General features: G+C 67.9%; 12 protein-coding genes and 1 pseudogene. 6 read left to right on the forward strand and 7 right to left on the reverse strand.

The window, feature by feature from the left end; all coding sequences use genetic code 11:
- Positions 1 to 122: 122 nt before the first annotated feature.
- Genes DSC45_RS05185 through DSC45_RS05195 form a run of 3 tightly spaced genes read right to left on the reverse strand, consistent with a single transcriptional unit; the run spans position 123 to position 2,673 of the window.
- Positions 123 to 887, reverse strand: a complete 765-nt coding sequence (locus tag DSC45_RS05185) for an amino acid ABC transporter ATP-binding protein (protein WP_119287498.1) — start codon at positions 885 to 887, stop codon at positions 123 to 125.
- Entirely contained in the window at positions 887 to 1,810 is a 924-nt protein-coding gene (locus DSC45_RS05190; RefSeq protein WP_119287500.1) for an amino acid ABC transporter permease, read from the reverse strand. Before DSC45_RS05190 ends, DSC45_RS05185 begins: the two co-directional genes overlap by 1 nt.
- Positions 1,807 to 2,673 (reverse strand): ABC transporter substrate-binding protein, encoded by an 867-nt coding sequence (locus DSC45_RS05195; protein WP_119287502.1) that lies wholly within the window; start codon positions 2,671 to 2,673, stop codon positions 1,807 to 1,809. Before DSC45_RS05195 ends, DSC45_RS05190 begins: the two co-directional genes overlap by 4 nt.
- Positions 2,674 to 2,933: 260 nt before the next feature.
- Here DSC45_RS05195 and DSC45_RS05200 point away from each other — a divergent pair, with 260 nt between their 5' ends.
- Positions 2,934 to 3,611, forward strand: coding sequence for a TetR/AcrR family transcriptional regulator (locus tag DSC45_RS05200; RefSeq protein ID WP_205571247.1), 678 nt, complete (start codon positions 2,934 to 2,936; stop codon positions 3,609 to 3,611).
- Positions 3,612 to 3,847: 236 nt separating this feature from the next.
- Positions 3,848 to 4,468, forward strand: a complete 621-nt coding sequence (locus tag DSC45_RS05205; RefSeq protein ID WP_346426646.1) for a DUF389 domain-containing protein — start codon at positions 3,848 to 3,850, stop codon at positions 4,466 to 4,468.
- A gap of 10 nt (positions 4,469 to 4,478) precedes the next feature.
- On the opposite strand, the pseudogene DSC45_RS05210 reads toward DSC45_RS05205, so the two are convergent.
- Positions 4,479 to 4,673, reverse strand: a pseudogene (locus DSC45_RS05210) (FAD-dependent oxidoreductase); the annotation flags it as partial.
- A 31-nt stretch (positions 4,674 to 4,704) separates the two neighbouring features.
- On the opposite strand from DSC45_RS05210, the gene DSC45_RS05215 reads away from it, so the two are divergent.
- From DSC45_RS05215 to DSC45_RS05225, 3 genes are all read left to right on the forward strand, one after another.
- Positions 4,705 to 5,268, forward strand: coding sequence for a TetR/AcrR family transcriptional regulator C-terminal domain-containing protein (locus DSC45_RS05215; protein ID WP_276145445.1), 564 nt, complete (start codon positions 4,705 to 4,707; stop codon positions 5,266 to 5,268).
- Positions 5,269 to 5,516: 248 nt separating this feature from the next.
- The gene (locus DSC45_RS05220; RefSeq protein ID WP_119287506.1) at positions 5,517 to 6,419 is read left to right on the forward strand and encodes an NADP-dependent oxidoreductase; all 903 of its coding nucleotides are present in this window, start codon (positions 5,517 to 5,519) and stop codon (positions 6,417 to 6,419) included.
- Positions 6,420 to 6,938: 519 nt separating this feature from the next.
- Positions 6,939 to 8,669 carry a glycoside hydrolase family 97 protein gene (locus DSC45_RS05225; protein ID WP_240434470.1) on the forward strand — a complete coding sequence of 577 codons (1,731 nt, stop codon included), beginning with the start codon at positions 6,939 to 6,941 and terminating at the stop codon, positions 8,667 to 8,669.
- 300 nt (positions 8,670 to 8,969) lie between these two features.
- Here DSC45_RS05225 and DSC45_RS05230 read toward each other — a convergent pair whose 3' ends face one another.
- A complete protein-coding gene (locus DSC45_RS05230) occupies positions 8,970 to 9,524 on the reverse strand; it encodes a hypothetical protein (RefSeq protein ID WP_119287509.1) in 555 nt (184 codons plus the stop codon).
- Positions 9,525 to 9,875: 351 nt separating this feature from the next.
- Here DSC45_RS05230 and DSC45_RS05235 point away from each other — a divergent pair, with 351 nt between their 5' ends.
- Positions 9,876 to 10,724 carry an alpha/beta hydrolase gene (locus DSC45_RS05235; protein ID WP_119287726.1) on the forward strand — a complete coding sequence of 283 codons (849 nt, stop codon included), beginning with the start codon at positions 9,876 to 9,878 and terminating at the stop codon, positions 10,722 to 10,724.
- A 166-nt stretch (positions 10,725 to 10,890) separates the two neighbouring features.
- Here DSC45_RS05235 and DSC45_RS05240 read toward each other — a convergent pair whose 3' ends face one another.
- Together DSC45_RS05240 and DSC45_RS05245 are read right to left on the reverse strand one after the other, a co-directional pair.
- A complete protein-coding gene (locus DSC45_RS05240) occupies positions 10,891 to 11,844 on the reverse strand; it encodes an endo-beta-N-acetylglucosaminidase H (RefSeq protein WP_119287511.1) in 954 nt (317 codons plus the stop codon).
- A 294-nt stretch (positions 11,845 to 12,138) separates the two neighbouring features.
- Positions 12,139 to 14,271, reverse strand: coding sequence for a PQQ-dependent sugar dehydrogenase (locus tag DSC45_RS05245; protein ID WP_240434471.1), 2,133 nt, complete (start codon positions 14,269 to 14,271; stop codon positions 12,139 to 12,141).
- Positions 14,272 to 14,371: the final 100 nt, after the last annotated feature.

Raw genomic sequence — 14,371 nt, forward strand, 5'->3', positions numbered from 1 at the left:
GGGTACGAGCACGGGCCGTGGTGCAGCGCGGGCGTCATCGCCCTGCGCCGGGTGGCCGGTTCAGCCGGGGCGGCATGCGGGTGTGAGAGCGCTACGGATGTCGGTATCAGCGCCGTTTCGGCTCAGGCCGCGACGCGGGCGAGGAAGCTGCGGGTGCGTTCGGCCTGCGGGTTGTCGATCACGTCCCCCGGCGGGCCCTGCTCCACGATCACTCCGCCGTCCATGAACAGGACACGGTCGGCCACCTCACGGGCGAAGCCCATCTCATGGGTGACCACGATCATGGTCATGCCCTCCCGGGCGAGGTCCTTCATCACGGCGAGCACCTCACCGACGAGTTCCGGATCGAGAGCGGAGGTGGGCTCATCGAACAGCATCAGTTTGGGCCGCATGGCCAGGGCCCGCGCAATGGCGACCCGCTGCTGCTGTCCCCCGGAGAGGTGGTTGGGGTACGCGTCGACCTTGTCGGCGAGGCCGACCCGGTCGAGGAGGGCCCGGGCATGTTCGGCGGCCTTCTCACGCGTCTCCTTCTTGACGACGCGGGCGCCCTCGGCGACGTTCTCGAGGATCGTGCGGTGAGGGAACAGGTTGAACCGCTGGAACACCATGCCGATGTGGCTGCGCTGACCTGCCAGCTCCTTCCGGGAGAGTTCCTGGAGCTGGTCGCCTGCCCGGCGGTAGCCGACGAGCTCACCGTCCACGCTGATCACCCCCTCGTCCGGGTTCTCGAGGCGGTTGACGCAGCGCAGCAAGGTGCTCTTCCCCGATCCGGACGGGCCGAGCAGGCACACCACTTCACCGCGTTCGACATCGAAGTCGAGCCCGTCCAGGACGGTCAGCGGGCCGAACGCCTTCTTGATCCCGCGGGCCTGCAGCATGGCGGCCATCACTTGGCTCCCTTCGACGTGGCGGCCGTGTGCCCGTAGCCCTGGTTGAGCCGCCGCTCCAGGAAGTGCTGCCCCAGGGTGGCGAGCGAGACGAGCACCAGGTACCAGAGGCTCGCGACGATGAGCAGGGGGATGACCTCGTAGTTGTTGGCGTAGACGTGCTGGACCGAGGAGAGCAGGTCCTGGCCCGAGACGAAGGCGACGAGCGAGGTGGCCTTGAAGAGGTTGACGAACTGGTTCATCGACGGCGGAACGATGACCCGCAGGGCTTGCGGAAGGACCACGCGCCGCAGGGCCTGAGTGCCCGTCATGCCGAGGGAGTCGGCGGCTTCGGACTGGCCCCGGTCCACGGCCAGGAAGCCGCCGCGCACGATCTCGGACATGTACGCCGCCTCGTGCAGGCCGAAGGCGAGGAGTGCGGCCACGAACCAGTTGATCGCCTGGTTGGTGTCGATGCCGCCGGCGCTCTCGCCGAGGAACACGGCAGGTCCCAGCAGGGGGAACACCAGGGCCAGGTTGAACCAGAAGATCAACTGGACGAGGAGCGGCGTACCGCGGAAGAACCACAGATACAGCGAGGCCGCCGCGGACAGGACCCGGTTGTCGGCGGTGCGCATGACCGCGATCACGACACCGAGAACGGTGGCCAGCACCATGCACAGCACGGTCAGCACGATGGTCCAACCGACGCCCTGGAGGATCTCGGCGCCGAAAAGGTACTCCCCGACCACCGGCCAGCCCAGGTTCTCGTTGGTCGCGACCGAGAAGAGCAGCAGCGCGAGCAGCACCAGTACGACCGCGGTCGAACCCCACTGCCAGGGCTTGCGGACCGGCGCGACAGGCAGTCGGGCGAGAGCTTCGATGCTGTTGCCGGGCCGTGTGTCGTCCTCGGAAGCGGCCGCCGGGGCCGCGTCGGCCGTCATGACGTCGCCGCGTTCACACGCGGTGCGGGCATCGCCATCTTCTGCATACCCCAGTCCTTGAGAATCCTGTCGTACGTTCCGTTCCGGATGAGCTCTTCGAAGGCGGCGACGAGCGCCTCGCGCAGCCGGACGTTGTCCTTGTCCACGGCCGCGCCGTGGAACTGCCGGTAGAAGGGCTCGCCGGCCACATCTCCCTTGCCGTTGTTCTCGGCCGCATGTCGGGCGATGACCAGATCGGTGACCAAGGCGTCGGCGCGCTTGGTCAGCACCTGCATCATGGCGGCGGTCGACGTGTCCATCCCGAGCACCGTCACGCCGGGCCTGCCGGACTTCCTGCACTTGACGTTCTGCTGCTCGGAGACCGTGGCGGACAGGCTGCCGACCGCGGCGGAAACCGTCGTGCCGCACAGGTCGTCGGGGCTGGCCAGCCGCTTCGGGTTCCCCTTCTGCGTGAACAAGGTCTGGTACGAGGTCGTGTAGTCGACGTAGGTCACCACGCGCTGGCGTTCCAAGGTGTCGGTGAAGTCGCCCATCGCCACATCGAGCTTTCCCGACTGCAGCCCCGGCACAAGGGCGGCGAATCCGGTGTCGAAGAACTGGACCTTGACGCCGAGTGCCGTGCCGAGTGCATCCATCAGGTCCTTCTCGAACCCACTGACCTCCGCCCCGTCCCGGTACAGGTACGGGGCCACGTTGGTGCTCCCGCCGATCTTGAGCTCGCCCGCGTCCTGGACGCTCTTCGGCAGTTTCGCGTGCAAGGGGCCCGAGGACGCGGCGCTCTTCGCCGCAGGCCCGGTTCCACAGCCAGCGACGGTGAGGGCAGCGGCCGTACAGACCGCAGCGACGAGCCGAGCTCTCTTCATCGAGGTCCTCCGAGTGAGCTGACGGCACGTCCGCAACAGATGAGCGCGGTCACGGTTCCGCCCTCATCTGCCACCCGACGACCGCCCAATGTGAGAGAGGCGTATCAGTTCCCGATAGATTCAACGTCGGACGGCACATCCGTCAAGACCCGTTCACGGACGAGTTCCGTCACCTGGCCGGCATCCAACTCCCGACTCACGGGCCAGAGATCGCGCCGCCGGACGCTTGGCTTCACCACGCGGCGGGAGGTGGGCTACCCTTGCCAAAAAGTAAGAAGCCCTTCTCGATCACGGGAAGGAGACTCGAGGAGGCAGCCCTGAAGGCGACGCGCCAGTTGAGCCGAACCGGCCGCAGCCCACGCCATGACACGGTCCGCAACCGGGGCAAAATCCTCGAGGCCGTCGGCGAGATGCTGACATCGGAGCCGGGTGCCGTCTCCATGCCGCTCATCGCGAAGCGGGCAGGTCTGTCGGTGGCAACGGTCTACCGGTACTTCGCGTCGGCCGAGGACGCGATCGGCGCATACGTCTTCAGCACCATCCTCGAACTGCGGAACTACAGCCACGACTGCCCCCTGACCGGTACCGCACTCTTCGAAGCAGTGGTCGCAGAACGAGTGCGGCTGGTCCCCACCTACGGTGCCGCCACCGTCCAAGTCCGTTCACGGCAGGGGTTCCTGGCCCGGCTCGACGACCAGGACGAGCTGATCACCGCGGTCCGCGACATCTGGGAGCGGCCGATCCGCGGCGTACTGCGGCACTTCGCCATCCCCGACGCACACTTCGATCACGCCCTGTTCCTGTACAACATGATGTTCGACCCCCGCGAGATCCTCGACCTCATCCGCTCGGGCCTGACCGAAGCGGACACGGCACTGCGGCTGACGAGGGCGTACTACGGAGCTCTCAACGGCTGGGCGGACGCCGACAAGGCCTGACGGGACGAGGCCGGCGCGGTCTGGAGGGACCCGCCGGTCACCCGTACGGCCCGGCTCGTCTCGCGCCGCCCTCGCATCGGCGGTGCGCTGGTCACCCATGAAGTGACGAGGACGCCCCGACCGACGCGACGGCGTCCTCGGGGTCCGCCGCCGCTTCGTCTGCCCGCACGACCTCGGTTGTGCGGCTCGCGAGGCGGGACGCAGCGCGGCCGGAACCAGAGAAGGGCACAGGCGCCATGGCCTCCGTGGACACGGCAGCAGTCCGACGGATGGCGGACGCCCTCTTCATCGAACGTTCCCTCCGGAGTCCGAGTTCGACCCGGTTCTGGGGACTGCTCGTACTGGCGTCGGTCATCGCGAGCGCGGGCGTCGTCGGGGATTCGACCGCGACGGTCATCGGCGCGATGATCGTCGCCCCGCTGATGACGCCGATCCTCGGCAGCGCACTGGCCCTGGTCCTGGCGGACCGTCCCCAAGTGGTGCGCTGCGCACTGCTGGTGGTCGGTGGAGCCCTCGCCGTGGTCGCGGTGGGCATGCTGCTCGGCTGGGTGGCGGCGCCGCCCGACTCCTTCGCCTCGAACAGCCAGGTCTCCTCCCGGATCAGCCCGCGACTGATCGACCTGCTGGCCGCGCTCGCCACGGGAACGGTGGGCGCGTTCGCTCTCGTACGCACCGACATCTCCGACACCCTGCCCGGCGTGGCGATCGCGATCTCCCTCGTGCCGCCGCTTGCCGTGACGGGCCTGCTGCTGACCGTCGGCCGGTACCACGACGCATCGGAGTCGGCGCCACGAGCCTCTCGCGGACGGAGTCGAGCAGTCCCATGCGCTCGACGGCCTCGATGCCCTGCCCTCTGAGGTCGACCTGTGCACCGGTGGCCCGGAGGGCCGGGAAGCGTTCGACGACGGTGACCCGGTGGCCGCCACGCGTGAGCCAGTAGGCAAGGGCCTGCCCGGCTATCCCGCCTCCGGCGACGAGGACCCGCAAGGACCGCGCTGCCAGCTCCTCAGCCATACCGAGCCCTCCAAAATCTATCAGTGAATGATTTCTTTCCAGAGTCATCTATCAGCGATAGATTGTCAACGTGACCAAGATGAACCGCGAAACCGTCATCGCCGAGGCGCTCGACCTGCTCGACGAGGTCGGCCTGGACGGCGTCAGCACGCGGCGCCTCGCCAAGCGACTCGGCGTCGAACAGCCGTCGCTCTACTGGTACTTCCGCACCAAGAAGGACCTCCTCGCCGCCATGGCAGGCGCCGCCATGGCACCCCACACGACACAACCGCTGCCGACACCCGACGACGACTGGCGTGACTGGTTCATCGAGAACAACCGCAGCTTCCGGCGCACCCTGCTCGCCCGCCGGGACGGCGCACGGCTCCACGCGGGCAGCACTCCCACCGGCGACCTCGACCGGATCCGCCACAAGATGGGCTTCCTCGTCGCATCCGGCGTACCCGAGCGCGACGCACAGATGGCGATGCTGGCCGCCGGCCGCTTCACGGTCGGCAGCGTCCTGGAAGAGCAGGCGGACCCAGGCCCCGACACGGCGGCCCTGCCGGCCGATATGCCACCGATCGATCACGATGCGGCGTTCGAGGCGGGCCTGGCCCTCATCCTGGCCGGCCTGGTGCACAGCGCGGGCCGGCCTGGATGAAGTTCGGGCCCCTTCGCCGCCGGACTCGCACTCCTCGCCGTTAAGACGAGGGGCGGTACTCGGAGGCAGTCAGGCACCCAGGGAGGCGGCGGTGGGCGCCCCGACCGCGGCGTACGGTTCTTGAGGCCGAAGAGGCCAGCGCCCTGCGGAGAGGCCGAGGGGCCAATGCCCTGCGGAGAGGCCGAGGGACCAGTGCCCTGCGGCCGCGCAACGTACCTGACAGCCCGAGGCTGGGATCGGAGCCATGGATGAAGGCCGCTCGCTTCAGTGAGTTCGGGGGCCCGGAGGTCCTCGAGATCGTGGAACTCCCCGAACCGCACCCGGGTCCCGGCCAGGTCAGGATCGCGGTGCGCGCGGCCGGCGTCAGCGTGAGCGACTGGAAGAAGCGCAAGGGCCTGATGGACGAGGAGCTTCCGCAGACTCTGGGCTACGAGGCGGCCGGCGTCGTCGACGAGATCGGCGAAGGCGCCGCAGAGGTCGCCGTCGGTGAGCGCGTGTTCGGCTTCTGCCTCGACGGAGCGGCGCAGGCCGAGCTGGCAGTGCTGTCCTCCTACGCACCCATCCCCCGGTCGCTCGACTTCGCCGGCGCCGCCGCACTGCCGGCCACCGTCGAGACGGCCATGCGCGCGCTCGACCAGCTCGGCGTCGAGCGCGGCAGCACAGTACTCATCAACGGCGCCTCCGGAAGCGTCGGCAGCGCCGCGGTTCAGTTCGCGGTGGCGCGTGGCGCGCGCGTGATCGGCACCGCCGGTCCGGCGAACCACGACTACCTGAGCTCACTGGGCTCCGAACCCGTCGCGTACGGCGAGGGTCTGGTCGACCGGGTTCGCGAACTCGCCCCCGATGGTGTCGACTTGGCGCTCGATATCGCCGGAAGTGGCGTGCTGCCCGAGCTCATCGCACTCACCGGTGGCGCCGAACACGTCCTGACGGTGGCCGACTTCAGCGGCGCGGCGGAGCATGGAGTGAGGTTCAGCCGCAGCGACGACGGACGCGCGCTCCATGTCCTCGCCGAAATCGGCGAGTTGACCGAAGCCGGACGCTTCTCCCTCCCCGTCGCGCAGACCTTCCCTCTCGCCGACATCGCTCAGGCACACCGCGTCAGCGAGGACGGTCACGTACGAGGGAAGCTCGTGCTCCTGATCGACTGACCCTGACGCCCGATGAGGGCAGCAACGCCGACCACGTCCCACCCCGGCCCCAGTGGTCGGTAATGTTCGAGTGCGTTGACGGGTGGCTCGTGCGCGATACCGCCCCCGCAACGCCACCGATCGCTCCTCACGGCGCAGCCGACCCGAGTCCCGCCTGCGACCTGTTGCCCGGCGTACCGTCCGATTGATCGGAGCGGCCAACCTCCTTGCTCCTTCTGCTGGTTGAGGCTCCGAAGCCAGTACAGGTCTTGATCGCACCTCCGGCTGGGCGGCCAGTCGGCATCCCGCCCCACCGATCACACCCACCCCGCCCATGACGTGACGTCACCCCTCTTGCCACCACGCCGACGGCGGGGTCACTCTTTTGTAAATGTTCGTAGTTGGTGAGTAGTTGGTGACCAGCGAGGAGATCCGATGCGTACTCGAGCTCCCGCACTATCAGCTGTAGCCCTGTCCGTGGTCCTGGCCGGGGCTCTGCTCGCGCCCTCCGCCTCGGCTGACGATTCCTGGCACGTTCGCTTGGACGACGGCCCCACCGCAACCCTCCGCCTCGACGACGACGGCGCCCTCACGCTCGGCGTCGAGAACAAGGGCCGCACCGTACTGGAACCGGGTGCCGTCGGAATCACCACCGACGAGGGCGAGTTGACATCCGGCCTGGAATTGCTGGACCGAAACGACCGGACGTTCGGCGAGAAGTACACGACGACCGTCGGCAAGGAGCGTGAGCGTACGGTACGGATGGCCGAGTCACGTTTCACCTTCGAGAACGGGGACGGCCGGCGCCTGGCACTGACCGTGCGGGCCGCAGACGACGGCGTCGCCTACCGATACGAGCTGCCCGACGAGGCCGGCGACGGCGTGACGGTCACCGGCGAGTCCTCCGCGTTCCAGGTACCGGACAGCTCGAAGGCATGGCTGCTTCCGTACACCCCCAACTACGAGGCGGCGCACATCGAGTCCACGGCGGCCGACGCGAAGAGCGGGGAGTACGGCTATCCCACGCTCTTCCGGGGCGACGGCGCTGACGGGGCTGGGCACGGCGACTACACGCTGCTCAGCGAGTCGGACGTCGACGGGCGCTACGACGCGAGCCGGCTCACGCACGAGGTCGGCAGCGGAGGCTACGACGTGGAGCTGGCCGACGACTCGGTCAGCTCCCCCGGCCCGCTGAACACCCCTTGGCGGACCGTGATCACCGGCGATCTGGCGACCGTCACCGAGTCCACTCTGGTCGACGACCTCGCGCCCGCCTCCAGGATCGAGGACACCTCCTGGATCCGTCCGGGCAAGGTCGCCTGGTCCTGGATGGACGGCGGCCAGGACACCCAGCGCGACCTGAAACGGCAGAAGGAGTATGTCGACTACGCGGCGGAGCACGGCTGGGAGTACGCACTGGTCGACGAAGGCTGGAAGGACGTCGACTGGGTGCCGGAGCTGATCGAGTACGCCGACGAACGTGGCGTGAAGATCATGCTCTGGATGCACTACAGCGATCTGGACACGGCCGACGAACGCAAGGCCAACCTCGACCGGATGACCGAGTGGGGCGTGGCCGGCATGAAGATCGACTTCATGGACTCGGACTCGCAGGCCCGATTCCGGTGGTACGACGAGATCCTCCAGGACACCGCCGACCGAAAGCTGACGGTCAACTTCCACGGCTCGACCATCCCGCACGGCATTCAGCGCACCTGGCCGCACGTCATGTCGATGGAAGCCGTGCACGGAGCGGAACAACTGGACGTCACAGCGGCCAACTTGTCGACCCTCCCCTACACCCGAAACGTGGTCGGCTCGATGGACTTCACCCCGATGGGGTTCCAGACCGGCGATCGCCCCGTCACCGACGCCGGGGAACTGGCTCTTTCGGTGGTCTTCGAATCCGGCTTCCAGAATTTCGCCGGGGCACCCGAGGAGTACGCCGAGCGCCCTGAACTCGAACACTTCCTCTCGGAGGTGCCGACCGTCTGGGACGAGACGAAACTGCTGGCGGGCGAACCGGGCAAGGAGACGACCGTTGCCCGACGCGACGGCGAACGCTGGTTCCTGGGCAGCGTCACCAGCGGTGACGGCCGTACCCAGCAGGTGTCGACGGACTTCCTCGGTGAGGGCAGTTGGACGATCGACGTGGTGACGGACGGTCCCGATGGACTCGTCCGGAAGAGCCACGACGTGGAAGCCGGCGACACCTTGGAGGTGACGACTCCGGAGAACGGCGGCTTCGTCGCCATCGCCCAGCCGGCCTGACGCTACGTCACCTAGCTGACCACATACGGCAGGCTGCGCAATCCACGACCGGCGAGTGCCGCCCGGACATGGCGTCCGGGCGGCATGCCGCACCGTCCGCCGAGCGCGCGGCTCACGTCCCGATCCGTCAAAGCCGACCGCGAGTGGATACTCTCCCGGGAAACGAGTGCCAGACACAGGCGAAGGGCGCGGTCGCGATCGTCCACCGGCACAACGTCCCTTCCGCGCACGCGACTTGTGACCTGTGACCTGTGACCTGTGACCTGTGACCTGGTGCTACCACGTCATCGCGTCACCACGTCATCGCGTTCCCAGCTCGCGGCTTCCCGCCCGGTTCTTCGCGATGTTCCGGATCTTCTTGCTGCTGCCCGACTCGGCAAGCAGGGTGAGCAGCCTCCGTGACGTCGACTCCTCCGCCAGGCGGCGCTGCATCCACCTCGTGACCCTCGCCAACTCGGCCGAGGACGCAACGTGGCCTTCCTTCACGGCCAGGTAGAACTGCCAGTCGTACACGCGTCGGCGAACGAACTCACGATGCGATTCCACTTTGAACCGGTCTATCTCTGACCGCAGTTGGACCGACCACTGCCGAAACACCCCGGAGTCGGACGCCTTCTCCGCAACCCTGTCCACGAGCTCGACCACCGCCGACTTGGATACCATCTCGACGGGATCGCGCAGGATCGCGGCCACAAGCGCGCGATCACGCTCGCGGCTGCACGAGGACGCGGCCACTGCCACGACAGACCGGTACACGGCCCATCGGACGTGCTCGTCCTCCACGGCATCGTCGATGTCCACGTCGACGATGCCGGCCCCCGCAAGCAACTCGGCCAGATCGGAACGCAACGTCATCGCAGCAACTCCCCCTGTCGCACGACCGGTTCACATCCGACCAACCGCGCCGCTCCCCTCAGCCCGGGCCGGCCTACCGTCAGCTACCCGACCCACCGCACGTGAGCGCCGACCCAGGCGTACGTGGTGCTACGGCGGTCGGGCTCCAGCAAATCCGACTCGTTGGCGCCGACGGATCCCACAACAGAGCCCCAGATCACGGACGCGAGGCCGCCGACAAGTCAATCACGCAGACCCCTTCCACCTCCCCGCCGGCGAACAACTCGCGCAATCGCCTGCAGCGAGGCGACCACGACTTCGACGCAGGCGACAGAGCCCGGGAGGACACGAAAGGATCCTGGAGTGGCCGGCATGACCACCGAGGTGCCCTACCAGCCGCTTCCTGCCGACCAGTCGGATGTGCGCTACGCCCACGGTCCCGATTCGGCTCTCCAACCGGGCGTGCCCGCTGGTGAAACCCTTGAGTTCAGTTGGAACGACAGCGCGATCTACCCCGGCACGTCACGGAAGTTCTGGGTTCACGTCCCCGCACGGTACGACCCCTCGGAGCCGGCGTCGCTGATGGTGTTCCAGGACGGCCAGTGGTACCTGGACCCCGATGGGGAGGTCCGCGGCGCGATGGTCCTGGACAACCTCGTCCACCGTGGTGACATCCCGGTCACCATCGGCCTGTTCGTCGACCCCGGCACCTTCCCCGACGCCGACGATCCGAAGAACCGCAATGCCGAGTACGACGCATTCGACGATCGGTACGTCACCTTCCTTCTCACCGAGATCATCCCCGAGGTCACCAAGCGCTACTCGATCGCGCATGACCCTGATCGGTGGGGCATTTGCGGTGGCAGTAGCGGCGGCAACTGCGCCTTCACCGCAGCGTGGCTCCGCCCCGACAAGTTCCGCCACGTCATCGGGTACCTGTCCAGCTTCACGCAGATGCCAGGAGGCGACCCCTACCCGGAGCTCATTCCCGCTGTGCCCCGCAAGCCGCTGCGCATTTTCATGCAGGCCGGCCATCGCGATCTACGCTGGGACGAGCCCGAGCGGAATTGGCTCGCCCACAACCTGCGCGTCGCCGCGGCTCTGGCGGAATCCGGCTACGACTTCCGCCTCGTCCTGGGCGACGGCGGCCACAACCCCAACCACGGTGGCGTCCTCCTCCCCGATGCCCTTCGCTGGTTGTGGCGGTCGGGCGTTCACTGAGGTCCGTAGGCTGAACAGTGGCAACCGTTCGTCACCGGTGAACCCCATCCGCATCGCACCTACCGCCGCCGACAGACATCGCACCCGTACCGGGAAGACCGGACTGGTCGCGGTCTTCCCGGACGCGGCACCCCGAGGAAGCGCCGCGCCGGAGCGTGCGGCCGCCTTACGGGGTGTAGACGGCATCGCTGCCGTACAACTCCCTGGTGAATGCGGAGACATCGGCGCTGCGGTCGGTCCCGTCGAGGTTGTATGTCAGGTAGACGCCGTAGCCCTCGCCGACGGTGCGGCGGGCGAGGTCGGCGGCCGTGCTCTGCGAGGTCCCGCCGATCTCGACGGCGGCCGGCGACAGCTTCTCCTTGGGCAGTGCGATGTCGGGCACCTGCCACGTGCCGTAGTACGGGTTCCAGGCGTAGTCGAACTCGGAGGAGACATCGACCCCGCCATCGGAAAGGCGCGATGCGGCCGGACCGATGTTGTAGAGACTGATGATCTTGTCCGGCATGTTCGCGCGCAACGCCGTCACCAGGTGCACGAACGAGCTGTCGTTGGGCTGGCCCGTGCCGTTGTTCCCGTAGTCGGCGTACTCGTCGTCGAAGTCGATGCCGTCGAGACCGTACTCGGCCACGGTGTCCGACATCTCTTTCGCGAAGCCCGAAGCGGCTTGCTGGGACGGGAAGTTGGCGAAGCCCGCGCCCTGGTGGTTGCCGAGCACCGAGAGGACGACCTTGATGCCCTTCTCCTGCAACGGCCGGATTTCCGTGTCGGCGTTGTCGAGGACGCGCTGCACGTTCTCGTTGAAGTGCAGATACGCCTCCTTCTTCTCCGTGTCGTAGTTGATGTTCGCCGCGAAGATCACCGCGACGTCGAAAACGTTGTCGCCGCCGTCGGCGAGGGTGTATTTGCCGACGTTCAGCATGCTGTTGTTGTTCACTTCGACGTACGCCACCGAGGTCGGCCCCTGCTTCGCGGGAGCGGGAGCGGGAGCGGGAGCGGGAGCGGGAGCGGGAGCGGGAGCCGCTGCCGCGCCTGACGGGGCGGTCGCGCCGAAGGCCAGCGCCACGACGGCCGTGAGCGCGAGAGCCGCCGTCCGCACTCTGCTCCGTACGGAAGTCACCATCGTTCGATCTCCCCTCGCATGGACCGACGCCCGGACCGTTCGAAAGCGTCGAGTGAGCCGCTCCGGATCATCCCCTCCCGTCACCGAATCCCGAGAATCAAGCGCAGATCCTTCACGACTCCCACGCATCTGGCACGTCAACTCAGCGCCTGGTCAACGGAGTTGGTGCGACGAAACAGCAACGGCGACCGCCACCGACGCCGGGAACACCGCACGGCCATGAGCCGCGCGACAGTGCGACGGCCGGGCGGCGCACACACTCCCGGGCCGTCGCACTGGCACGGCACGTTGCTGCTACGACTTGCCGGACACCGTCAGCCCACGGATCCGGCCGGCGTTGTCGAACGAACCGAAGCCGATCCGCCCGTCGCCGGGCCGCGCGCTCACCGCAGTCATCAAGGGGTACGACGAGCCGTCCAGGTACACAGCGGTCTCCCCGGTGTCTCCGCAGCGCACCACACTGACCTGGTGCCAGGCGGCGTCGCTGATCGCGGGCGGGGCGCCGGTGGTGCCGTCCCACTGGTCCTCCACACGCAGCCGGTCGGCGTCGTCGACCGTGAAGACGCCGTTGTGCGGATAGATGGAGTTGTCCTGCGAGAGATGCGCGTAGCCGAACCTGGTATCGGACTCATGGCCGAAGAGGACGACCACGTCCCGGTTGTCGATGTCGGTCGGCGTGTCGATGCGGACTTCGGCATCGACGCGGACATTGCGGTACGTGGGGCCGGCGGTGAGCACGGCGTACTCGTAGGGGCGGCGAGGTCCCGGCCGCTCGACGCCCGCCTCGGTCATCACCGCCTGGCCGTCCTCGAACCGCCACTTGGACGGGGTGACCGGCGCCCAGTTCTCGGCGCCCATCACGTCGGTGAGGGTGGTCCCGTCGGTGTCGCAGCTCGCGAACGTGCGCGTCCCCGTCACCTTCCAGATCTTGCCGTTGGCCTTGGAGAGGATGTACAGCTCGCCGTCCGCGTCCTGCCCGAATCGCAGGTCGACCCGCTTGTCACCGGCCAGTTCCTGCATGGAGACGCGCTTGCCGGACTTCGCGTCATAGACCATGAGGCTGTACATCCGCGCCAGGCGCTGTTCGGCGCCCGGCTTCGCGCGGCTCATGTCGGCGGTATCCGTGTAGAGGAGACGGCCGTCGACGATGTCACCGAGAATGTACTTGCCCTGCAGTTCCTGCAGGTCGTCGCCGCGGTAGACGTAGCCGCCGGAGATGCCGCGGCCCACGTCGGACTCACAGTCCCAGTCGGCCGGCGGATCGTGGTCGTAGGCGGCGACCGGATAGGTGTAGCCGTACTTCGCGTCGTCGGCGGGGAGTGGAAGGATCTTGGCGCACGGGTCGGTGGCCTTCTTGTCGAAGACGAAGGCGCCCTCGCGTTCGCTCCACCCGTAGTTGTCGCCGGCCTGCACCTCGTAGACGGCCTCGATGGCGTGCTCGCCGACGTGGGAGAGGAACATGCGGTGGCTGCCGCGCGGGTCCCAGCTGAAGCGGTGCGGGTCGCGCATCCCGATCGCGTAGGTCTCGCCGAGGGTGCCGGGCTCGTCGACGAACGGATTGGCGGACGGGATGCCGTACTCACCGTTCGCGCTGTCGTGGCCGCGTGGATCGATGCGCAGGAGCTTGCCGTGCGGCAGGGCCCGGTCCTGGGGGTCACCGGTGGTGGCACCCTTGCCGCCGTCACCGACCGCGATGTAGAGGAGCCCGTGGTCCGTGTCGCCGGGCTTGGCAGTCGGGTTGAAGTCGATCTGCTGGATGCCGTGGACCTGGCCGTTGAAGCCGATGCGGAGCAGCTCCCGGTGGGTGCCGGAGAAGCTGGAGGCGTTCGGGTCGTCGGCCGTCCACTCGGTGACGACGCCGTGGAACCCGTTGCCGCTGGGCTGATTGAAGTCCGGCTCGGCATCGGTCAGTTCGGGCTTCTCGGTGTGGACCGTGTAGAAGCGTCCGTTGTTCCGGAAATCCGGGTCGAAGGTGACGTAGCCGAAGCCGGTGCCCAGGCCCCGGCTCGCGTAATAGGCGGTGGAGAACTCCTTGTACAGGTCCAGGTAGGGGTGCTGCCCGGAGCCGTCCTTCTCCAGCGAGTACATCGTGCCGTTCTGGTCCGCGACGGCCAGGCGGCCGGAATCGCCCGGGAAGGGGGTCAGGTAGTTGATCCGGTTGTGCCGGATGAGACGGTCGTCCTCGACCGGGCCCGGCCGCGGCTCGGACTTCGGGAGCTGGGCGAACTCCTGGACCTCGAGGCCGAGACCGGAGGTGACCGGCTTGTCGGGGATGGGGTCGGTGACAGCGGCCGCCGCGGCACCGGCGGGCGCTTCGGCCGCGCCCGCCGGTGCCGCGGTGAGTACTGCGCCGAACAGGGCGCAGGTGAGGAGTTGGACCAGGAGGGATGTCTTACGGGGTCGGACGTGCGGGACCGACGGGGACAAGGGAGCTCCCTTCATGTGGCGTGCCCAGGAGGTGCGTTCGGGCGGCGTGCACAGGACAGGTGTTCATGACGTGGGTTCTGGACACTGGTCCCGCAGACAC

This window comes from Streptomyces sp. YIM 130001, from assembly GCF_003574445.1.
GTDB lineage: Bacteria > Actinomycetota > Actinomycetes > Streptomycetales > Streptomycetaceae > Streptomyces.